Origin of the sequence: Pseudomonas sp. NPDC012596, assembly GCF_042902325.1 — a bacterium.
In the GTDB taxonomy this organism is placed as follows: domain Bacteria; phylum Pseudomonadota; class Gammaproteobacteria; order Pseudomonadales; family Pseudomonadaceae; genus Aquipseudomonas.
This window is the reverse complement of record NZ_JBIBEB010000011.1, coordinates 1-19,825: the sequence shown is the minus strand read 5'-3', so window position 1 is coordinate 19,825 and position 19,825 is coordinate 1. Positions and strand designations below refer to the sequence as shown.

The following is a 19,825-nucleotide window of genomic DNA, read 5'->3' as shown; positions in this document are numbered from 1 at the left end:
GCCGCCGAACCCTGTGGGAGCTGGCTTGCCGGCGATGGGCCGCAAAGCGGCTGCTGGCCTAGATCAGAGAATCGGTAATGCCTTCACGGGCTTCCCAGGCGGCACGCACCGGCGCAAACGAGCGCCGATGAATCGGCGTAGGCCCCAGCCGCGCCAGGGCCTCAAGGTGCACCGGGGTCGGGTAGCCCTTGTGCCCGCCAATCCCGTAGCCCGGATAGATCAGCTCGAATGCGCTCATTTCGCGGTCACGGGTGACCTTGGCCAGGATCGACGCGGCAGCGATGGCCGGCACCTGGCTATCGCCCTTGACCACTGGCGCAGCCGGCACCGCGAGCTTGGGGCAGCGATTACCATCGATCAGCGCGAGCTTGGGCGTGATGTGCAGGCCCTCGACCGCACGCTGCATGGCCAACAGGGTGGCGTGAAGAATATTCAGCCGGTCGATTTCATCCACTTCGGCCCGGGCGATGCAAAAGCTCAGGGCTTTTTCGCAAATTTCGTCGAACAGCGCTTCGCGCTTGGCTTCGGTGAGCTTTTTCGAATCATTCAGGCCCAGGATAGGGCGTGCCGGGTCGAGAATCACCGCTGCCGTTACCACCGCGCCGCACAGCGGGCCACGGCCAACTTCATCGACGCCGGCGACCAGCTCCTCGACCAGGTTGAAGTCCAGTCCTATCTGCATGTCAGCGGTCCTTCAGCAAAGCGAGCACCGCGTCTGCCGCCTGGTTGGAGGCGTCGCGGCGCAGGGTACGGTGGATCTCGTCGAAGCGCTCGGTCTGCTGGCTGCCATCGGTTACCAGCGGCGCCAAGGCCTGCGCCAGGGCTTCACTGGTAGCGGCGTCCTGCAGCAGCTCGGGCACCAGCTCGCGCTGGGCCAGCAAGTTGGGCAGCGACACGTAGGGGCTTTTTACCAGACGTTTGAGTATCCAGTAAGTCAGCGGCGCAAGGCGGTAGGCGACGACCATGGGGCGCTTGTACAGCATGGCCTCCAGCGTAGCGGTACCGGAGGCTATCAGCACTGCATCACAGGCAGCCAGGGCCTGGTGCGATTGGCCATCGAGCAACGTCAGGGGCAAGTCACGTCCCTCGATCATCTGCTCGAGCTGCGCACGCCGCGCCGCATTGGCGCAGGGCAATACGAAGCGTACACCCGGCACCCGTTCGCACAGGCGCTGCGCTGCGTCGAGGAACAGCGCGCCGAGGCGGCCGACCTCGCCCCCCCGGCTACCCGGCATCAATGCCACTACCGGTCCGCCGCCCAGGCCAAGGGCAACGCGCGCCGCCTGGCGATCAGCCTCTAATGGAATGGTATCTGCCAAGGGGTGGCCAACGAAGCGCACCGGCACGCCCTGCTCTTCATAGAAGCGCGCCTCGAAGGGCAGCAGGGTCAGCATCAGATCGCAGCCCTCACGGATCTTCAGCACACGCTTCTGCCGCCAGGCCCAAACCGAAGGGCTGACATAATGCACGGTCTTGATACCGGCCTGGCGCAGTTTCAACTCGATATTGAGGGTGAAATCAGGGGCGTCGATGCCAATGAACACATCGGGCTTTTCGGCAATCAGCGTCTGGATCAACGCCTTGCGCCGCTTCAGCAGCTCGCGCAGGCGCCCCAGCACCTCGACCAAGCCCATGACCGCGAGACGCTCCATGGGGAAATACGACTGCAGGCCTTCGGCTTCCATCAACGGGCCGCCGACACCAATAAAACGCACATCGGGATGGCGCGCCTTCAAGGCGCGCATCAGGCCGGAACCGAGAATATCGCCGCTGGCCTCACCCGCGACCAGGGCTACGCAAAGCTGCGCCATGTCAGCGGGTGATGCCGCGGGCGGAATTCACGATCGACTGACGGAACAGGTCGACCTCGGGGTGCTTGCCGGCCAGCTCGTCCAGCTCCTTGATCGCCTCTTCGACGGTCAGGCCCTGACGGTAGACGATCTTGTAGGAACGACGCAGGGCATGGATCACCTCGTCGCTGAAACCGCGACGGCGCATGCCTTCGAAGTTCATGCTGCGGGCTTCGGCGGGGCTGCCGAACACCGTGACGAACGCCGGGACATCCTTGCCGATCGCCGTACCCATGCCCGAAAACGCATGGGCACCGATGTGGCAATACTGGTGCACCAGGGTGAAACCGGACAGGATCGCCCAGTCGCCCACGTGCACATGCCCGGCCAGCGCCGTGTTGTTCACCAGGATGCAATGGTTGCCGATCACGCTGTCATGGCCGATATGGGCATAGGCCATGATCAGGTTGTGGTCACCCAGGGTCGTTTCCGCGCGGTCCTGGACCGTGCCACGGTGGATGGTCACACCCTCGCGGATCACATTGTGATCACCGATCACCAACCGCGTCGGTTCACCCTTGTACTTGAGGTCAGGGGTGTCTTCGCCGATAGAGGAAAACTGGTAGATGCGGTTGTGCTTGCCGATCCGGGTCGGGCCCTTCAGCACCACATGGGGACCGATGACGGTACCCTCCCCGACTTCTACGTCGGGGCCAATGATCGACCACGGGCCGACCTCGACGCCGTCGGCCAGCTTGGCCGACGGGTCGATGATCGCTCGCGGATCAATCGAATTCATAGCTCACGTTCCGCACAGGTGATCTCGGCCGAGCACACAGGCTTGCCATCGACCAACGCCCGGCACTCGAACTTCCAGATGGTCTTCTTGCGGCCGATGAACTTCGCTTCCAACACCAGCTGGTCACCCGGCAATACCGGCTGACGGAAACGCAGTTTGTCGGAACCGACGAAATAGTACAGCGTGCCATCGGCGGGTTTGGTATCGAGCATCTTGAAACCGAGAATGCCTGCAGCCTGCGCCATGGCTTCGATGATCAGCACGCCTGGCATTACCGGGTGCTCCGGGAAATGCCCGTTGAAGAACGGCTCGTTGATGCTGACATTCTTGTAGGCACGAATGCTCTGGGCCTCGAAGTCCAGATCCGTCACACGGTCTACCAGCAGGAACGGGTAGCGGTGAGGCAGGTATTCGCGAATCTCGTTGATGTCCATCATTTCGGGGGGAAGCCTGTAATAAGAATAGGGAGCGCAGGTGCTGACCACACGCTCCTTTTGCAATCCAAAGAGGAGCCAGCTAGCGACTGTTCACTCTTGCTCAGGAAATGGTATCAGCCTTCTGATGCCGGCTGGCCACCTGAGGTCACGGTATCGACACGTTTTTCCAGCTGCTGGAGACGCTTGGACATGTCATCCAGCTGGCGGATACGCGCGGCGCTCTTGCGCCAGTCAGCCAATGGCTGCATGGCAGTACCGGAAGAATAGGCGCCCGGTTCGGTGATAGAACGGGTCACCATGGTCATCCCGGACACGAATACGTTGTCGCAGACATCGATGTGGCCAACCATGCCGACGCCGCCGGCGATGGTGCAGTGCTTGCCAATGCGCGTGCTGCCGGAAATCCCGACACAGGCGGCCATGGCCGTGTGCTCACCGATCTGGACGTTGTGTGCGATCTGGATCTGGTTGTCCAGCTTGACGCCGTCGGCAATCCGCGTGTCGGACAGCGCACCGCGGTCTACCGCGGTATTCACGCCGATCTCGACGTCATCACCGATGGTGACCCCGCCGATCTGGGCAATCTTGCGCCATACACCTTTCTCGTTGGCGAAACCGAAGCCTTCGCCACCGATCACGGCGCCCGACTGGATGACCACGCGCTTGCCGATGGTCACGTCGTGATACAACGTGACCCGTGGCGCCAACCAGCCGCCCTCGCCGACCACGCAACGGGCACCGATCACGCAATGCGCGCCGATGCTCACATTTGCGCCGATGCGTGCGCCGCTCTCGATAACCGCGAACGGCCCGATGCTGGCACTGGCATCGACCTGCGCGTCCTCGGCCACCACGGCGCTGGGATGTATTCCCGCCACAGCCTTGGGTTTCGGGTCGAACAGGTGGGAAATGCGCGCGTAAGCCAGGTACGGGTCGGCCACGATCAGGGCGTTGCCGGTGAAGCTTTCGGCATCCGCAGCCTTGAGCAGCACCGCAGCGGCCTGGCTGTTATCCAGGAATTTGCGGTACTGCGGGTTGGCGAGGAAGCTCAACTGCCCGGGCCCTGCCTCCTGCAAGGTGGCAAGCCCGGTAATCTGCAGCGCCTCGGAGCCTTTCAGAGTGGCCCCAAGGGCCTCGGCCAGCTGGCCGAGCGTCATGGTCACGGTCATATCAACGGGCTTGGTTCATGCGCTCGATGACTTGGCGGGTGATGTCGTACTGAGGCTTGACATCGATGACCGCACCACGCTCGAGAACCAGGTCGTAACCGCCTTTCTTGATCACTTCCTCGACAGCGCCATCAAGCTTGGGCTTGAGCTGCTTGAGCATGTCACGGTCGGCGACGGCCTTGGCTTCGTTCAGCTCCTTGGACTGGAACTGGAAGTCACGGGCCTTTTGCTTGAATTCAAGCTCCAGGCGCTCGCGCTCTGGCTGGGCCATCTTGTCGCCGCCCTTGATCAGGCGGTCCTGGATGCCCTTGGCGCTGCTTTCCAGGCCTTTGAGCTTGGTCAGTTGCGGGCCGAATTTTTTCTCGGCATCCACCGCGTACTTCTTGGCGGCATCGGATTCGAGCAGGGCCATCTGATAGTTCAGTACGGCAACCTTCATTTCGGCGAACGCCGGGGTGGCGACCAGCGCCGCGGCCACTACGGCCAGTTGAGCCAATTTACGCACGATGCACTCCTGGATAAACCGTTGTCATTAAGCTAGGGCCGACCTTAGAAGGTCTGGCCCAGAGAGAATTGGAACACCTGGGTATCGGCATCGTCCGGCTTCTTGACCGGCATCGCCAGGCTGAAGCTCAACGGGCCCAGGGCAGTAATCCAGGTGACGCCCAGGCCGACCGAACTGGCCATGCCCGAGAAGCCGACCTTTTCGCAATCCGGCTTGCTGCCGCAATTGGTGTCGAACACGTTACCCACATCCCAGAACACGGAGGTGCGCAGCGAACGCTGGTCCTTGACGAACGGCAGCGGGAACAGCAGCTCGACGCCACCTTGCACCAGCACGTTGCCACCGAATGGCAGCGGATCCTGATCCGGGTCGGCAATCGTGCCTGGGTTCCTGCCGGTACTAGGCGTACTGCGCGGCCCCAGGCTGCTGTCCTTGAAGCCACGGACGGAGTTGAAGCCACCCGCGTAGTAGTTCTCGTAGAACGGCAGGCCCGAAGTACCACCGAAACCATCACCATAGCCCAGTTCGGTGTGCAGGCGCAGGGTGTAGTCGTTGTTGATTGGCTTGAACAGCTGGCCGCGGTAGTCGAGCTTGTAGAACGACAGGTCGCTGCCCGGCACGGTGGTTTCCAGGGTCAGGCTCTGGGAGTGACCACGGGTTGCCAGTACGCCTTTGTTAAGGGTCGATTCGGACCAGCCTACCGACGCCTTGAAGTTCAGGAAGCTATCGCCCTCTTCTTCGAGGAAGTCGAAGATCTCGTCGACGGTATAACGGCCGGTCTTGATCTTGTCCTGCTGCACGCTCAGGCCGTAGGTCAGGCGCGAGGTTTCGCTGATCGGGTAGCCGAGGCTGACACCCGCACCCAGGCTGTCGACCGCATAGCTGGCCACGTCGACGTCGAGGTCGTCGTAGTCGGTGCTGCGGTAGAACGCGTTGTAGCCCAGGCTGACGCCGTCAGCAGTGAAGTAGGGGTCCACGAAGCCGAAGTTGTAGCGGGTCTGGTATTCGGAACGGGTCAGGCCGATGGAGACCTTGTTACCGGTACCGAGGAAGTTGCTCTGGCTGATCGAACCACCGAGGATCAGGCCGGCGCTCTGGGCGAAACCGACGCTGGCGGTGATCGAACCGGAGGCTTGCTCTTCAACGCTGTAGTTGACGTCGACCTGGTCGTCAGTGCCTGGCACCGGCGGGGTCTCGACGTTGACTTCCTTGAAGAAGCCCAGGCGCTCCAGACGGGTCTTGGACTGGTCGATCAGGTAGGTCGACGCCCAGCCGCCTTCCATCTGGCGCATTTCGCGGCGCAGCACTTCGTCTTCGGTCTTGGTGTTGCCGCGGTAGTTGATGCGGTTGACGTAAGCACGTTTGCCCGGGTCCACGACGAACATGATGTCGACGGTGTGGTCCTGGTCGTTCGGTTGTGGCACGCCGTTGACGTTGGCGAAGGTGTAGCCTTCGTTACCCAGGCGACGGGTGATCAGCTCGGACGTGGTGGTCATCACCTTGCGCGAGAACACCTGGCCCGGCTGCACCAGCAGCAGCGACTTGACCTGGTCTTCCGGCACCTTCAGGTCACCGGACAGTTTCACGTCGCGAACGGTGTACTTCTCGCCTTCGTTGACGTTGACGGTGATGTAGACGTGCTTCTTGTCCGGGGTGATCGACACCTGGGTAGAGGCGATATCCATGTTGATGTAGCCGCGGTCCAGGTAGTAGGAACGCAGGCGCTCCAGGTCACCGGAGAGTTTTTCGCGGGCATACTTGTCGTCGTTCTTGAAGAACGACAGCCAGTTGGTGGTCTTCAGCTCGAACAGCTGCGACAGCTCTTCATCGTCGAACACGGTGTTGCCAACGATGTTGATGTGCTGGATGGCGGCGACGGTGCCTTCGTTGATCTTGATTTTCAGCGCGACGCGGTTGCGCGGCTGCGGCACCACTTCGGCGTCGACCTCGGCCGAGTAGCGGCCCTGGGCGACATATTGGCGCTGCAGTTCGTTACGCACACCTTCGAGGGTGGCACGCTGGAAGATCTCGCCTTCCGCCAGGCCCGACTGTTTCAGGCCCTTCATCAGGTCTTCGGTGCTGATCGCCTTGTTGCCTTCGATCTCGATGCTCGACACCGACGGGCGCTCGACCACGTTGATGATCAGGACATTGCCATCGCGGTTCAGCTGAATGTCCTGGAAGAAGCCAGTCTTGAACAGCGAACGGGTCGACTCCACCAGGCGCCGGTCATCGGCCTGGTCGCCCACGTTCAGGGGCAAGGCGCCGAATACGCTGCCAGCGGATACCCGCTGCAGGCCGTTGACACGAATATCGGAGATGGTGAAGGACTCGGCGTGAACTTCAGCGATCATCAGTGCGGAGAGGACCGCAGTTAGCAGCAGACGTTTCATGAAGTCCTTTTATTCCAACTGGCAATAAACAACCTGCCGCGAAAGGGCGGCAGGTTCGCAATGCGAAGCTTTTATAGTCGACCCAGATCGTTGATCAGGGCGAGCAACATCACCCCTACGACCAAACTGATACCGATCTGGACCCCCCAACCTTGTACTCGATCGGACAGCGGACGACCGCGCGCCCACTCGACCAGGTAAAACAGCAAATGCCCCCCATCCAGTACCGGAATGGGCAGCAGGTTAAGAACCCCCAGGCTTATGCTCAGGTAGGCGAGGAAATTCAGGAAATCCCCGACGCCGGACTGGGCTGAAGCGCCCGCCACTTTAGCAATGGTTATCGGTCCGCTCAAGTTTTTTACCGAGAGCTCACCGAACAGCATTTTCTTCAGTGATTCGAGGGTCAGGACGCTCATGTTCCAGGTCCGCGAGATGCCCTCGCCCACCGCGTCCAGCGGCCCGTAGCTCACCTCGCGCAGCATGCTGGCAGGCCATTCGGCGCCTTTGACACCGGCGCCCAGGTAACCACCGGCGGCCTTGCCTTCACCCTTGCGGGCCAGGGTTACCGGCACATCCAGCGCAGCGCCATCGCGCTCGACACGGACCACCACATTGGCCTCGGGGCGCGCGCGCACGCTGTCGACCACTTGCTGCCAGTCGCTCAATGCAACGCCATCAAGGGCCAGCAGCTTGTCCCCGGTCTTCAGGCCGGCGGCAGCAGCCGGGCCCTTGGGGTCGATCTCGGCCAGCACAGGCTGCACCGCGGGGCGCCAAGGGCGCAGCCCGAGGGACTGAATCGGGTCAGGCTCATCAGCGCCTTTAAGCCAGCTATCAAGCTTCACCTGCAACTGACGTTCGGCGCTGGCGCCTTCATCGCGCACGCCAACTTGCAAGGTTCCGCTTTCGCCAAGGCGGCGAACCAGCTGCAAATTGACCGCCGACCAGCCATTGGTCGGCTTGCCATCGATGGAGACAATTTCCTGCCCCGGCACCAGCCCAGCCAACGCCGCCAGGCTGCCGGACTCTACCGCACCGATTACCGGGCGGATCTGCTGGGTGCCAAGCATCGCCAGCACCCAGAAAAACACGATGGCCAGGAGGAAGTTGGCAATCGGCCCCGCTGCAACGATGGCAATACGTTGGCGAACCGACTTGCGGTTGAACGATTGGTCGACCAGTGCCGGGGGCACATCGCCCTCGCGCTCGTCGAGCATCTTGACGTAACCGCCCAGGGGGATCGCCGCCACCACGAACTCGGTGCCATGGCGGTCATGCCAGCGCAACAGACCAGGCCCGAAGCCTACGGAAAAGCGCAGCACCTTCACACCGCAACGCCGGGCAACCCAGAAGTGGCCGAATTCGTGGAAAGTGACCAGTACACCCAGGGCCACCAGGGTGCCGATAATCATGTACAACGCAGTCATGTCTTTCTCCGAATGACGTTCAGCGGAACGACTTTTCGTACAAACCCTGGGCCGGTCGCAATCAACGGCCGTGGCGCCTCAACCACTCACGAGACAGCTCGCGGGCGCGCTGGTCGGCAGCGAATACTGCATCCAGCGACGTCACTGGAACCACAGGCTCCTGGTCGAGCACCTGTTCGATCATACCCGCGATCTCCGGGAAGCGGATACGCCGCTCGAGAAATGCCTCGACCGCGATCTCGTTGGCCGCATTGAGCACCGCAGGGGCACTATTACCAGCCTCGGCAGCCTGCCGCGCCAAACGCAGGCAAGGAAAGCGCAGTTCGTCGGGGGCCTGGAAATCCAGACGGGCAATGGCGAACAGATCCAGCGGTGCAACCCCGGAATCGATCCGCTCGGGCCAGGCCAGGGCGTTGGCAATGGGCGTGCGCATATCCGGGTTGCCCAATTGGGCCAATACCGAACCATCGACGTAATCCACCAGCGAGTGGATCACGCTCTGCGGGTGCACCACCACCTCAACCTTGGCCGGCGCCGCATCGAACAGCCAGCAGGCTTCGATCAGCTCCAGCCCCTTGTTCATCATGCTCGCCGAGTCCACCGAAATCTTGCGCCCCATGGACCAGTTAGGGTGGGCGCAGGCCTGTTCCGGCGTGACATCGGCCAGCGCCGCTTGCGGTGTTTCGCGGAACGGACCACCCGATGCGGTCAGCAAGATCCGACGTACGCCAACCTGGCTCAGGCCGCGCTCGTAATCGCCCGGCAGGCACTGGAAGATCGCATTGTGCTCGCTGTCGATCGGCAGCAGCACGGCGCCGCTACGACGCACGGCATCCATGAACAGTGCGCCGGACATCACCAGCGCTTCCTTGTTGGCCAGCAGCACCTTCTTGCCTGCCTCGACAGCAGCCAACGTCGGGCGCAGGCCGGCAGCGCCGACGATAGCCGCCATCACCGCATCTACTTCAGGGGCACAGGCGACTTCGCAGAGGCCAGCCTCCCCTTCCAGCACTTCGGTGGCGCAACCCGCAGCCGCAAGGCCAGCACGCAAGCGTGCGGCCGCTTCGCCATTCGGCACCACGGCAAAGGCCGGACGATGCTGTACGCACAAGCCCAGCAGCTCGTCGATGCGCGAATAACCACTCAACGCGAACACCTGATAGCGCTCGGGGTGACGGGCGATCACATCCAGGGTACTGAGGCCAATCGAGCCGGTGGCGCCCAGCACGGTAATGCGCTGTATGGCAGTCACATCACACCCCATTCGGCAGCCCACAACAGCACCGCAAAGATCGGGATGGCCGCTGTCAGGCTGTCGATGCGATCAAGCACACCACCATGGCCAGGCAACAGGTTGCTGCTGTCCTTGATACCGGAACGGCGCTTGAACATGCTTTCGGTCAGGTCACCGATCACCGACGACATGACCACCAGCGCGGCGCCCACAAGGCCCAGCAGGATCTGGCCGATACCCCAGTCGCGGCTGATGCCGACCCCCAGGGTAATCAGCAGGCTGACAGCCAGGCCGCCATAAACGCCTTCCCAGCTCTTGCCCGGGCTGACCTGCGGCGCAAGCTTGCGCTTGCCAAAGGCACGACCGGAGAAATAAGCGCCGATATCGGCAGCCCACACCAGCACCATGACCGAGAGAATCAGCCAGTTGCCCAGCGGCCAGTGCTTGAGCAGCACCAACCCCTGCCAGGCCGGCAGCAGTATCAGCAGGCCGATCAGCAGGCGGCAGGCGGCGCTGGCCCACAATTCACTGCTGCGCGGATAGGTCAGCACCAGCCAGGTGGCCAGCGCCCACCAGATCACCGAAGCACCCAGCACCCAGGGCGCAAGGTCAGGCATCAGGTAGAGCAGCATCAGCGCCCCGGCGACCACGGCGGCGTAGGCGATGCGCAGCGGCTGAGCCATAAGCCCGGCCAGACGCGCCCACTCCCAGGCACCCAGGGTGACCACGAAGCCGATGAAGAGGGCGAAGTCCCCGCCGTTGAGCAGGAAGAAACCACCCAGCGCGACCGGCAGCAGGATCAGCGCGGTAATGATGCGTTGTTTAAGCATTAAGCACGAGCTCCAGCCTCGACCTGCTCGCTGGTCTTACCGAAGCGGCGCTGGCGCGAAGCGAAATCGGCCAGGGCATTGCGCATGGCCTCGTGTTTGAAGTCCGGCCAGTACAGGTCGGAGAAGTACAGTTCGGCGTAGGCCAGCTGCCACAGCAGGAAGTTGCTGATACGGTGCTCGCCACCGGTGCGGATGCACAGGTCCGGCAACGGCTGCTCGCCGGTGGCCAGGCATGTCTGCAACAACCCCGGCGTGATGTCGTCCGGGCGCAGATGGCCGGCCTGAACTTCACGCGCCAGCCGTTGCGCGGCTTGGGCGATATCCCACTGCCCACCGTAGTTGGCGGCGATCTGCAGGATGAAGCGGTTGTTGCCGGCAGTCAGCGCCTCGGCCTCGCGCATGGCGGCCTGCAGCTCCGGGTGAAAACGCGAACGGTCACCAATGATACGCAGGCTGATGTTGTTCTCGTTGAGGCGCCTGGCCTCACGGCGCAGTGCCGAGAAGAACAACTCCATCAGCGCACCGACCTCTTCGGCCGGGCGCTGCCAGTTCTCGCTGGAGAAGGCGAACAGGGTCAGCACCTCGACCCCAGACTTGGCGCAGACTTCGATGACCGCACGCACCGCATCGACGCCGGCCTTGTGCCCGGCGACACCGGGCAACAGGCGCTTCTTTGCCCAGCGATTATTGCCATCCATGATGATCGCGACGTGACGCGGCACCGATGACGGTGCCGCCAGCTTGGTCTTTTCCATTAAAAAACCTCGGCCTTAAACGGCCAACAGGTCCTTTTCCTTGGCTTTGAACGCAGCGTCGATCTCGGCGACGAATTTGTCGGTCAGCTTCTGGATCTCGTCAGCGGCGCGACGCTCTTCGTCTTCGCTGATTTCCTTGTCCTTGGTCAGCTTCTTGAGGTCGGCCAGTGCGTCACGACGCACGTTGCGCACGGCAACCTTGGCGTCCTCGGCAACAGCGCTGGCCTGCTTGGTGTAACCCTTGCGGGTTTCTTCGGTCAGGGCAGGCATCGGCACACGAATGGTGGTACCGGCGCTGGACGGGTTCAGGCCCAGGTCGGACGTCAGGATGGCCTTTTCGATGGCAGCGCTGAGGTTCTTGTCGTGGGCGACGATCTTCAGGGTACGGGCATCTTCAACGGACACGGCAGCCACCTGGTTCAGCGGCATTTCGCTACCCCAGGCAGGAACTTTGACGCTGTCCAGGATGCTTGGGTGGGCGCGACCGGTACGGATGGACGCCAGGTTGCGACCCAGTGCCTCGATGGACTTGCCCATGCGGTCCTGGGCGTCTTTCTTGATGTCGTTGATCATTTTTGAACTTCCTCGATCAGAGTTCCTTCCGCGCCGCCATGCACGATGTTCAGCAGGGCGCCGGGCTTGTTCATGTTGAAGACGCGCAGCGGCATCTTGTGGTCGCGGCACAGACAGATTGCCGTCAGGTCCATCACGCCCAGCTTGCGATCCAGCACTTCATCGTAGGTCAGATGATCGAACTTCTCGGCATGCGGGTCTTTGAATGGATCTGCAGTGTATACACCATCGACCTTGGTTGCCTTCAATACCACGTCGGCATCGATTTCGATGGCACGCAGGCAAGCGGCAGAGTCGGTGGTGAAGAACGGGTTGCCGGTACCGGCAGCGAAGATTACGACTTCTTTGGCGTTCAGGTGGCGCATGGCTTTGCGGCGATCGTAATGATCGGTCACACCCACCATGGAAATGGCCGACATCACGATGGCAGTGATGTTCGCCCGCTCCAGCGCATCGCGCATGGCCAGGCCATTCATGACGGTTGCCAGCATGCCCATGTGGTCGCCGGTGACACGGTCCATGCCGGCTGCACTGAGCGCCGCACCACGGAACAGGTTGCCACCACCGATAACGAGACCTACCTGAACACCGATGCCGACCAATTGGCCGACTTCAAGTGCCATGCGATCCAGGACCTTGGGGTCGATCCCGAACTCTTCCGAGCCCATCAGGGCCTCGCCGCTAAGTTTGAGTAGAATGCGTTTATAGCGAGCCTGATAACCACTGCCCTGCTGAGCCATTGCGAATCTCTCCTGCGGCGTTTGTAAAATTCTGGCGGGCTGCTTCGAGCCTGCGTGTAACTCTAACGTGACGCAGCGACTGCGTCAGCGAACAACGGTTCGAAAACCGCTCCCGCTTTGACAAAGAGGCTGCGCGCGTGAGCGGGCAGCCTCTTTGGGGCGACAGACGAGTCTGTCTTACTGCTTGGCAGCTGCTACCTGAGCGGCTACTTCAGCAGCGAAGTCGTCGACCGGCTTCTCGATGCCTTCGCCTACCTTGAAGTAAGTGAAGGAAACGATTTCAGCACCGGCTTTCTTGGCCAGTTCGCCGACTTTGACTTCCGGGTTCATGACGAAGGCTTGCTCTTTCAGCGAGGCTTCGGCCTTGAACTTGGTGATACGGCCGTTGATCATGTTCTCAACGATGTTTTCCGGCTTGCCGGCGATCTTATCGGCGTTCAGCTGCAGGAAGACATTCTTCTCGCGCTCGATGGCCTCGGCGGAGATTTCCGAAGCATCCAGGAACTCTGGGTTCGAGGCTGCAACGTGCATGGCGATGTTCTTGGCCAGCTCGACGTCGCCGCCTTTCAGGACAACAACGGCACCGATCTTGTTGCCGTGCAGGTAAGCACCGACAACGTCACCCTCAACGCGCACCAGGCGGCGGATGTTGACGTTTTCGCCGCACTTGGCAACCAGGGCTTCACGAGCAGCTTCACGCGAGGCGATCAGCGGAGCTGCGTCAGTCAGCTTCTGGGCGAAGGCTTCTTCGATGCTTTCGGCAACGAAGTTCTTGAAGTCGTCTTGCAGGGCCAGGAAGTCGGTCTGCGAGTTCACTTCCAGCAGAACGGCGGATTTACCGTCGGTCTTGACTGCGATCGCGCCTTCAGCAGCGACGTTGCCAGCCTTTTTGGCGGCCTTGATGGCGCCCGAGGCACGCATGTCGTCAATGGCTTTTTCGATGTCGCCGCCGGCCTTTTCCAGGGCCTTCTTGCAATCCATCATGCCTTCGCCGGTACGCTCGCGCAGTTCTTTGACCAGCGCTGCAGTAATTGCTGCCATTTCAAAATCCTCTTGGAAAGTTTTTCAACCATTCCACCCGCTCGTCACGGGCGTTCAATTCTGCGAATCCGCTGTTGTTGTCTCAGCCAGCCCATGATGCGGGGGCATTGCTGACAGCAGGATTTCAAGGTGGCAAAAAGGGGGCAAAGCCCCCTTTTTGCGTGCCAAGTAGACGCTAGCGCCTATTACTCAGCAGCAGGTGCAGCCGCTTCTTCAGCGTAGACTTCGGTGCCGCCAGCAACGTTGTTGCGGCCGCGGATGATGGCGTCGGCCATCGAAGTCATGTACAGCTCGATGGCGCGGATGGCGTCGTCGTTGCCTGGGATGATGTAGTCAACACCTTCCGGGCTGCTGTTGGTATCGACAACGCCGATTACCGGGATGCCCAGCTTGTTGGCTTCGGTGATAGCAATGCGCTCGTGGTCAACGTCGATCACGAACAGGGCATCAGGCAGGCCGCCCATGTCCTTGATACCACCCAGGCTGCGGTCCAGCTTTTCCAGATCGCGCGAACGCATCAGGGCTTCTTTCTTGGTCAGCTTGGCAAAGGTGCCATCTTCGGCCTGGGTTTCCAGGTCGCGCAGACGCTTGATCGAAGCACGGATGGTTTTGTAGTTGGTCAGCATGCCGCCCAACCAGCGGTGATCAACGTATGGCGAACCGGCGCGAGCAGCTTGCTCGGCAACGATCTTGCCGGCGGAACGCTTGGTGCCGACGAACATGATCTTGTTCTTGCCCTGAGCCAGACGCTCTACGAAAGCCAGAGCTTCGTTGAACATTGGCAGGGTTTTTTCCAGGTTGATGATGTGGATCTTGTTGCGCGCGCCGAAAATGTACTTGCCCATTTTCGGGTTCCAGTAACGGGTCTGGTGGCCGAAGTGCACACCGGCCTTCAGCATATCGCGCATGTTGACTTGGGACATGATAGTTCCTTGATTAAGTCGGGTTGGGCCTCCACGTATCCCAATGACCAACCCGCAAATTCGAGAACTCGGGGCACCCAGGTCATCGTGTCGACACGTGTGTGGGTTTATGCTCACGGGGTCGTCCCCGAAAGCGGCGCATTTTATACCACAGACCGCGACCGAACGGAACCAGGATAATCGCTCGTCCGTCAGCGGTTTTTGCAGCACCCCGCCAAACAGGCCAGAATGCCCCCTATAGACAGCAGCATGGCCGCCTTTATCCCGACAGAATGCCGCCCTGCTCTGCTAGAATCCGGCCTTTCCCGTTTGTTCGCGCCGCCCGCGGCGCCGTAGAGAGCCTGTAATGACCGTTACCATCAAGACCGCAGAAGACATCGAGAAGATGCGCATCGCCGGCCGCCTGGCCGCCGAAGTGCTGGAAATGATCGAAGAGCACGTCAAGCCCGGTGTCACCACCGAAGCGCTCGACCGCCTGTGCCACGACTACATCGTCAACGTCCAGCAGGCGATCCCGGCACCGCTCAACTACAAAGGCTACCCGAAGTCGATCTGCACCTCGATCAACCATGTGGTCTGCCACGGCATCCCCAACGACAAGCCGCTCAAGGACGGTGACACGCTGAACATCGACGTCACCGTGATCAAGGACGGCTACCACGGCGACACCAGCCGCATGTTCCACGTCGGCACCGTGCCGGTATGGGCCGAGCGCCTGTCCAAGGTCACCCAGGAATGCATGTACAAGGCCATCGAACTGGTCAAGCCGGGCTGCCGCCTGGGCGACATCGGTGAAGTGATCCAGAAGCACGCCGAAAAGAACGGTTTCTCGGTGGTGCGCGAGTTCTGCGGCCATGGCATCGGCAAGGTGTTCCACGAAGAACCGCAGATCCTTCACTACGGCCGTGCCGGCACTGGCATGGAGCTCAAGGAAGGCATGACCTTCACCATCGAGCCGATGATCAACCAGGGCAAGGCCGATACCAAGGTGCTGGGCGACGGCTGGACGGCCATCACCAAGGATCGCAAGCTCTCGGCCCAGTGGGAGCACACCCTGGTGGTGACCGCGACCGGCTACGAGATCTTCACCCTGCGCAAGGACGACACCATCCCGCGCACCTCGGCCTGATTTGACGCCAAGGCTTCTACGACAGGAACGCGACGCATGCCCCAGGTGGATCCCGAGCTGTTCGACCGCGGCCAGTTCCAGGCGGAACTGGCCCTCAAGGCGAGCCCAATCGCCGCCTTCAAGAAAGCCATCCGCCAGGCCGGCGAGGTGCTCGACAAGCGTTTTCGCGAAGGCCGTGAGATCCGTCGGCTGATCGAGGACCGCGCCTGGCTCGTCGACAACATCCTGCAGCAGGCATGGAACCAGTTCGACTGGGGCGACACCAGCGGTATCGCCCTCGTCGCGTGCGGGGGTTACGGGCGCGGCGAATTGCACCCGCACTCGGACATCGACCTGCTGATCCTGCTCGGCGCCGCCGAGCACGAGCAGTACCGCGACGCCATCGAACGGTTCCTGACCCTGCTATGGGATATCGGCCTGGAAGTGGGCCAGAGCGTGCGCACCGTCGATGAATGTGCCGAGCAGGCGCGTGCCGACCTGACGGTCATCACCAACATGATGGAAAGCCGCACCATCGCCGGCCCCGAAGCCTTGCGCCAGCGCATGCTCGATGTCACCAGCACCGCGCACATGTGGCCGAGCCGGGAGTTTTTCCTGGCCAAGCGCGCCGAACTCAAGGCCCGCCATCACAAGTACAACGACACCGAATACAACCTCGAGCCCAATGTCAAAGGCTCGCCCGGCGGCCTGCGCGACATCCAGACGGTGCTGTGGGTGGCCCGGCGCCAATACGGCACCCTGAACCTGCACGCCCTGGCCGGCGAAGGTTTTCTGCTGGAGAGCGAAAACGAACTGCTGGCCTCCTCCCAGGACTTCCTGTGGAAAGTGCGCTACGCCCTGCACATGCTGGCGGGCCGCGCCGAGGACCGCCTGCTGTTCGACCACCAGCGCAGCATCGCCGCGCTGCTGGGCTACACCGATGAAAACCCCAAGCGCGCCATCGAACAGTTCATGCAGCAGTACTACCGGGTGGTGATGAGCATCAGCCAGCTGTGCGACCTGATCATCCAGCACTTCGAGGAAGTCATCCTCGCCGATGACGACAGCGGCACCACCCAGCCGCTGAATGCGCGCTTCCGCCTGCACGACGGCTATATCGAGGCGGTCAGCCCGAACGTGTTCAAGCGCACGCCGTTCGCCATGCTGGAAATCTTCGTGCTGATGGCCCAGCACCCCGAGATCAAGGGTGTGCGCGCCGACACCGTGCGCCTGCTGCGCGAGCATCGCCACCTGATCGACGACACCTTCCGCAACGACATCCGCAACACCAGCCTGTTCATCGAGCTGTTCAAATGCGAAATCGGCATCCACCGCAACCTGCGGCGGATGAACCGCTACGGCATCCTCGGCCGCTACCTGCCGGAATTCGGCCTGATCGTCGGGCAAATGCAGCATGACCTGTTCCACATCTATACGGTCGATGCGCATACCCTCAACCTCATCAAGCACCTGCGCAAGTTGCAGTACACGCCGGTGTCCGAGAAATTCCCGCTGGCCAGCAAGCTCATGGGCCGCCTGCCCAAGCCGGAGCTGATCTACCTGGCCGGCCTTTACCACGACATCGGCAAAGGCCGCCAGGGCGACCATTCCGAGCTGGGCGCCGTGGATGCGCAGAAGTTCTGCGAACGCCACCAGCTGCCGGCCTGGGACAGCCGCCTGATCGTCTGGCTGGTGCTGAACCACCTGGTGATGTCGACCACCGCCCAGCGCAAAGACTTGTCCGACCCGCAGGTGATCAACGATTTTGCCCTGCATGTTGGCGACGAAACGCGCCTGGACTACCTCTATGTGCTGACCGTGGCCGATATCAACGCCACCAACCCCAGCCTGTGGAATTCCTGGCGCGCCAGCCTGCTGCGCCAGCTGTACACCGAGACCAAGCGCGCCCTGCGCCGCGGCCTGGAAAACCCGCTCGATCGCGAAGAACAGATCCGCCAGACGCAAAGCTCGGCACTGGACATCCTCGTGCGCGAGGGCACCGACCCGGACGACGTCGAGCAACTGTGGTCCCAGCTGGGCGACGACTACTTCCTCAAGCACAACGCCGCCGATGTGGCCTGGCACACCGACGCCATCCTCCAGCAACCCGCTGACGGCGGGCCGCTGGTACTGATCAAGGAAACCACCCAGCGCGAGTTCGAAGGCGGCACGCAGATCTTCATCTACGCCCCCGACCAGCACGACTTCTTTGCCGTGACAGTGGCGGCCATGTCGCAGCTCAACCTGAACATCCATGACGCGCGGATCATCACCTCGAGCAGCCAGTTCACCCTCGACACCTACATCGTGCTCGACAACGACGGCGGCTCGATCGGCGACAACCCGCAGCGGGTCAAGCAGATCAGGGACGGCCTGACCGAAGCGCTGCGCAAACCCGAGGACTACCCAACGATCATCCAGCGTCGGGTGCCGCGCCAGCTCAAGCACTTCAACTTCCCGCCGCAGGTGACCATTCTCAACGATGCCCAGCGGCCGGTGACCATCCTCGAGATCACCGCACCCGACCGCCCCGGCCTGCTGGCACGCATCGGGCGAATCTTCCTGGAGTTCGACCTGTCGCTGCAAAATGCCAAGATCGCCACCCTCGGCGAACGCGTGGAAGACGTGTTCTTCATTACCGACGCCGATAACCAGCCGCTGTCCGACCCGCAACTGTGCAGCCGCCTGCAGGAAGCCATCGTGCAGCAGCTGCAGGCCGGCCAGGCCAGCGACACCAGCCCGAACCGCGTGACCTTTTAACGATTAGACGATTGACGAGACCTTGCGCCGATGAACCCTGCCCTGACCCAGCTTCAGCCCTACCCGTTCGAGAAACTCCGCGCCCTGCTGGGCAGCGTGAAGCCTGCAGCGGACAAACGCGCCATCGCCCTGTCGATTGGTGAGCCGAAGCATGAATCGCCTGCGTTCGTCGCCCAGGCCATGGCCGACAACCTCGACAAGCTGGCGGTCTACCCAAGCACCCTCGGCCTGCCAGCCCTGCGCCAGGCCATTGGCCAATGGTGCGAACGCCGTTTCGGCGTGCCGGCCGGCTGGCTGGATGCCGACCGCCACATTCTGCCGGTCAACGGTACCCGCGAGGCGCTGTTCGCCTTCACCCAGGCCGTGGTCAACCGCGACAATGATGGCCTGGTGGTCAGCCCCAACCCGTTCTACCAGATCTACGAGGGCGCAGCCCTGCTCGCCGGTGCCACCCCGCACTACCTGCCGTGCCTGGAAGCCAACGGGTTCAACCCGGACTTCGATGCCGTGCCTACGGAAGTCTGGAAGCGTTGCCAGATCCTGTTCCTGTGCTCGCCGGGCAACCCCACCGGTGCGTTGGTGCCAATGGACACCCTGAAGAAGCTGATTGCCCTGGCCGATGAGCACGACTTCGTGATCGCCGCCGACGAGTGCTACAGCGAACTGTACTTCGACGAAGACGCGCCGCCACCGGGCCTGCTCAGCGCCTGCGCCGAGCTGGGCCGCAACGACTTCAAGCGTTGCGTGGTGTTCCACAGCCTGTCCAAACGTTCCAACCTGCCGGGCCTGCGCTCGGGCTTCGTCGCCGGTGACGCCGCGATCATCAAGCCGTTCCTGCTGTACCGCACCTACCATGGCTGCGCCATGCCGGTGCAGACCCAGCTGGCCAGCATCGCCGCTTGGCAGGACGAGGCGCATGTGCGCGAGAACCGTGACCAGTACCGCGCCAAGTACGATGCCGTGCTGGATATCCTGCAGCCGGTGATGGATGTGCAGCGGCCGGATGGCAGCTTCTACCTTTGGGCCAAGGTGCCGGGCTGTGATGCCGCGTTCACCCGCGACCTGTTCGAAGCGCAGCATGTGACCGTGGTGCCGGGCTCGTACCTGTCCCGTGAAGTAGAGGGTGTCAACCCCGGTGCCGGCCGCGTGCGCATGGCGCTGGTTGCGCCGCTGGCCGAATGCATCGAGGCGGCCGAGCGGATTCGCGCCTTCCTGCAAAACCGCTGACGGAACTGGGGGCACTTTGTGCCCCATTCGCGGGTGTACGACCGGAGACATCGTTTACATAGTAAACCGGGGACATGGTTTACACATTTGAGGCTTGGACGCGGTTTTCGCCTCGTC

18 protein-coding genes are annotated in these 19,825 nt (G+C 62.0%); 3 read left to right on the top strand and 15 right to left on the bottom strand.

Annotated features, from left to right (window positions below):
- Positions 1 to 58: 58 nt before the first annotated feature.
- The 15 genes from rnhB to rpsB form a co-directional block, all read right to left on the bottom strand.
- Positions 59 to 682, bottom strand: a complete 624-nt coding sequence (gene rnhB, locus ACFY68_RS14660; protein ID WP_346611784.1) for a ribonuclease HII — start codon at positions 680 to 682, stop codon at positions 59 to 61.
- A 1-nt stretch (position 683) separates the two neighbouring features.
- A complete protein-coding gene (gene lpxB, locus ACFY68_RS14655; RefSeq protein WP_387528466.1) occupies positions 684 to 1,811 on the bottom strand; it encodes a lipid-A-disaccharide synthase in 1,128 nt (375 codons plus the stop codon).
- Position 1,812: 1 nt separating this feature from the next.
- On the bottom strand, positions 1,813 to 2,589 hold the full coding sequence (gene lpxA / locus ACFY68_RS14650) for an acyl-ACP--UDP-N-acetylglucosamine O-acyltransferase (protein ID WP_387528463.1): 777 nt from the start codon (positions 2,587 to 2,589) through the stop codon (positions 1,813 to 1,815).
- Positions 2,586 to 3,026, bottom strand: a complete 441-nt coding sequence (gene fabZ / locus ACFY68_RS14645; RefSeq protein ID WP_346611787.1) for a 3-hydroxyacyl-ACP dehydratase FabZ — start codon at positions 3,024 to 3,026, stop codon at positions 2,586 to 2,588. Before fabZ ends, lpxA begins: the two co-directional genes overlap by 4 nt.
- A gap of 113 nt (positions 3,027 to 3,139) precedes the next feature.
- Positions 3,140 to 4,195 carry a UDP-3-O-(3-hydroxymyristoyl)glucosamine N-acyltransferase gene (gene lpxD / locus ACFY68_RS14640; protein WP_346611788.1) on the bottom strand — a complete coding sequence of 352 codons (1,056 nt, stop codon included), beginning with the start codon at positions 4,193 to 4,195 and terminating at the stop codon, positions 3,140 to 3,142.
- 1 nt (position 4,196) lies between these two features.
- On the bottom strand, positions 4,197 to 4,700 hold the full coding sequence (locus tag ACFY68_RS14635; RefSeq protein ID WP_167069119.1) for an OmpH family outer membrane protein: 504 nt from the start codon (positions 4,698 to 4,700) through the stop codon (positions 4,197 to 4,199).
- Between the two features lie 44 nt (positions 4,701 to 4,744).
- The gene (gene bamA, locus ACFY68_RS14630) at positions 4,745 to 7,093 is read right to left on the bottom strand and encodes an outer membrane protein assembly factor BamA (RefSeq protein WP_387528459.1); all 2,349 of its coding nucleotides are present in this window, start codon (positions 7,091 to 7,093) and stop codon (positions 4,745 to 4,747) included.
- Positions 7,094 to 7,164: 71 nt separating this feature from the next.
- Positions 7,165 to 8,517, bottom strand: coding sequence for an RIP metalloprotease RseP (rseP, locus tag ACFY68_RS14625; RefSeq protein WP_387528457.1), 1,353 nt, complete (start codon positions 8,515 to 8,517; stop codon positions 7,165 to 7,167).
- Positions 8,518 to 8,578: 61 nt separating this feature from the next.
- Positions 8,579 to 9,781, bottom strand: coding sequence for a 1-deoxy-D-xylulose-5-phosphate reductoisomerase (gene ispC / locus ACFY68_RS14620; RefSeq protein WP_387528819.1), 1,203 nt, complete (start codon positions 9,779 to 9,781; stop codon positions 8,579 to 8,581).
- Positions 9,766 to 10,581 carry a phosphatidate cytidylyltransferase gene (locus ACFY68_RS14615; RefSeq protein WP_346611792.1) on the bottom strand — a complete coding sequence of 272 codons (816 nt, stop codon included), beginning with the start codon at positions 10,579 to 10,581 and terminating at the stop codon, positions 9,766 to 9,768. The genes ispC and ACFY68_RS14615 overlap by 16 nt, the downstream gene beginning before the upstream one ends.
- A complete protein-coding gene (uppS, locus tag ACFY68_RS14610) occupies positions 10,581 to 11,336 on the bottom strand; it encodes a polyprenyl diphosphate synthase (RefSeq protein ID WP_387528454.1) in 756 nt (251 codons plus the stop codon). Before uppS ends, ACFY68_RS14615 begins: the two co-directional genes overlap by 1 nt.
- A 15-nt stretch (positions 11,337 to 11,351) precedes the next feature.
- Positions 11,352 to 11,909 (bottom strand): ribosome recycling factor, encoded by a 558-nt coding sequence (gene frr / locus ACFY68_RS14605; RefSeq protein WP_008094910.1) that lies wholly within the window; start codon positions 11,907 to 11,909, stop codon positions 11,352 to 11,354.
- A complete protein-coding gene (gene pyrH / locus ACFY68_RS14600; RefSeq protein ID WP_008094912.1) occupies positions 11,906 to 12,649 on the bottom strand; it encodes a UMP kinase in 744 nt (247 codons plus the stop codon). The genes frr and pyrH overlap by 4 nt, the downstream gene beginning before the upstream one ends.
- Before the next feature lie 177 nt (positions 12,650 to 12,826).
- The gene (tsf, locus tag ACFY68_RS14595; RefSeq protein WP_279805046.1) at positions 12,827 to 13,690 is read right to left on the bottom strand and encodes a translation elongation factor Ts; all 864 of its coding nucleotides are present in this window, start codon (positions 13,688 to 13,690) and stop codon (positions 12,827 to 12,829) included.
- 185 nt (positions 13,691 to 13,875) lie between these two features.
- On the bottom strand, positions 13,876 to 14,613 hold the full coding sequence (rpsB, locus tag ACFY68_RS14590; RefSeq protein WP_027595792.1) for a 30S ribosomal protein S2: 738 nt from the start codon (positions 14,611 to 14,613) through the stop codon (positions 13,876 to 13,878).
- Positions 14,614 to 14,959: 346 nt separating this feature from the next.
- On the opposite strand from rpsB, the gene map reads away from it, so the two are divergent.
- From map to dapC, 3 genes are read left to right on the top strand one after another with little or no spacing between them, the layout of a single operon-like run.
- Complete coding sequence (map, locus tag ACFY68_RS14585) at positions 14,960 to 15,742, top strand: type I methionyl aminopeptidase (RefSeq protein ID WP_016712936.1); 783 nt, start codon at positions 14,960 to 14,962, stop codon at positions 15,740 to 15,742.
- A 36-nt stretch (positions 15,743 to 15,778) separates the two neighbouring features.
- Positions 15,779 to 18,481: a [protein-PII] uridylyltransferase gene (locus ACFY68_RS14580; RefSeq protein ID WP_387528448.1), complete on the top strand. Its 2,703-nt coding sequence runs from the start codon at positions 15,779 to 15,781 to the stop codon at positions 18,479 to 18,481.
- A 30-nt stretch (positions 18,482 to 18,511) separates the two neighbouring features.
- Complete coding sequence (gene dapC, locus ACFY68_RS14575) at positions 18,512 to 19,708, top strand: succinyldiaminopimelate transaminase (RefSeq protein ID WP_387528445.1); 1,197 nt, start codon at positions 18,512 to 18,514, stop codon at positions 19,706 to 19,708.
- The last annotated feature ends 117 nt before the right edge of the window (positions 19,709 to 19,825 follow it).

Excerpts from the sequence above, each read along its gene's own strand:
- rseP (WP_387528457.1), bottom strand. The coding sequence starts at position 8,517 with ATGACTGCGTTGTACATGATTATCGGCACCCTGGTGGCCCTGGGTGTA.
- ACFY68_RS14580 (WP_387528448.1), top strand. The coding sequence starts at position 15,779 with ATGCCCCAGGTGGATCCCGAGCTGTTCGACCGCGGCCAGTTCCAGGCG.
- uppS (WP_387528454.1), bottom strand. The coding sequence starts at position 11,336 with ATGGAAAAGACCAAGCTGGCGGCACCGTCATCGGTGCCGCGTCACGTC.
- lpxD (WP_346611788.1), bottom strand. The coding sequence starts at position 4,195 with ATGACCGTGACCATGACGCTCGGCCAGCTGGCCGAGGCCCTTGGGGCC.
- map (WP_016712936.1), top strand. The coding sequence starts at position 14,960 with ATGACCGTTACCATCAAGACCGCAGAAGACATCGAGAAGATGCGCATC.
- lpxB (WP_387528466.1), bottom strand. The coding sequence starts at position 1,811 with ATGGCGCAGCTTTGCGTAGCCCTGGTCGCGGGTGAGGCCAGCGGCGAT.
- lpxA (WP_387528463.1), bottom strand. The coding sequence starts at position 2,589 with ATGAATTCGATTGATCCGCGAGCGATCATCGACCCGTCGGCCAAGCTG.
- tsf (WP_279805046.1), bottom strand. The coding sequence starts at position 13,690 with ATGGCAGCAATTACTGCAGCGCTGGTCAAAGAACTGCGCGAGCGTACC.
- dapC (WP_387528445.1), top strand. The coding sequence starts at position 18,512 with ATGAACCCTGCCCTGACCCAGCTTCAGCCCTACCCGTTCGAGAAACTC.
- frr (WP_008094910.1), bottom strand. The coding sequence starts at position 11,909 with ATGATCAACGACATCAAGAAAGACGCCCAGGACCGCATGGGCAAGTCC.
- ACFY68_RS14615 (WP_346611792.1), bottom strand. The coding sequence starts at position 10,581 with ATGCTTAAACAACGCATCATTACCGCGCTGATCCTGCTGCCGGTCGCG.
- pyrH (WP_008094912.1), bottom strand. The coding sequence starts at position 12,649 with ATGGCTCAGCAGGGCAGTGGTTATCAGGCTCGCTATAAACGCATTCTA.
- bamA (WP_387528459.1), bottom strand. The coding sequence starts at position 7,093 with ATGAAACGTCTGCTGCTAACTGCGGTCCTCTCCGCACTGATGATCGCT.
- ispC (WP_387528819.1), bottom strand. The coding sequence starts at position 9,781 with ATGGGGTGTGATGTGACTGCCATACAGCGCATTACCGTGCTGGGCGCC.
- fabZ (WP_346611787.1), bottom strand. The coding sequence starts at position 3,026 with ATGATGGACATCAACGAGATTCGCGAATACCTGCCTCACCGCTACCCG.
- rpsB (WP_027595792.1), bottom strand. The coding sequence starts at position 14,613 with ATGTCCCAAGTCAACATGCGCGATATGCTGAAGGCCGGTGTGCACTTC.
- rnhB (WP_346611784.1), bottom strand. The coding sequence starts at position 682 with ATGCAGATAGGACTGGACTTCAACCTGGTCGAGGAGCTGGTCGCCGGC.